General features: G+C 38.7%; 1 pseudogene. It reads left to right on the top strand.

Features of this window, described 5'->3' with window-relative positions:
* A pseudogene (locus tag ACFIMI_RS09700) lies at positions 1-794 on the top strand (hypothetical protein); the annotation flags it as partial.

A 794-nucleotide genomic window follows, 5' to 3' on the forward strand; every position in this document is an offset into this window, starting at 1 on the left:
AAGCTTAAAACTGTCAATTCTGATGGTAGTGCTGGTGAGGAAAAGGTTTACAATAGTGTATCGGAAGCATTTGCTGGTGTAGGAACATCTTTTGAGAATCTTCAAAAAGAGTTTACTCAAAACAACACGGAGGTTACTGAAAATATTAAGCAGAATGCGTTGTTGTGGAGTGATTCTGAAAAGGCATTTGTAGCAACACATGGAGAGGGTGATGAGAAAGGCAACAGTAAAATTAAGTTTCTTTCCAATGGAGAGGTTTCTGCAAGCTCAAGTGAAGCGGTCAATGGTTCACAGCTTTTTGCGACTAATCAAAATATAAGCAGTGTATCTAACAATCTTGAAACAACAGCTACGAATATAGCTAAATTCTTTGGCGGTGGCGCTGAATATAAAGAAGGTCATTGGAGTGCTCCAAGCTTCAAAGTTAAGATCGTCAAAGAAGATGGCAGTGCTGTTGAAGAGCAAAGTTATGATGATGTTGCCAAAGCGTTTACTGGTGTAGGGGCTTCATTCACGAATATTCACAAAGAGCTTAAGAATGAGATTAATAAAGTTGTAAGAGATAGTCTTGTTAAGTTTGATGACACGACAAAAGTAATCAAGCTTGGTGGTGAAAAAGAAGGTGCGAGCATCAGTATTGCGGATAAGGAAAGCCAAGATAGAATACTTTCAGGTGTTAAGACAGCGACAAGGGATAATGAAGCAGTTAACAAAGGTCAGCTTGATAAAAGTCTGAAGGAGCTTTCTAACAATCTTCAGTCTGATGAATCGGCTGTTGTTCACTATGATAAACA

The organism is Bartonella sp. AP4SXKL, from assembly GCF_042195845.1.
In the GTDB taxonomy this organism is placed as follows: domain Bacteria; phylum Pseudomonadota; class Alphaproteobacteria; order Rhizobiales; family Rhizobiaceae; genus Bartonella.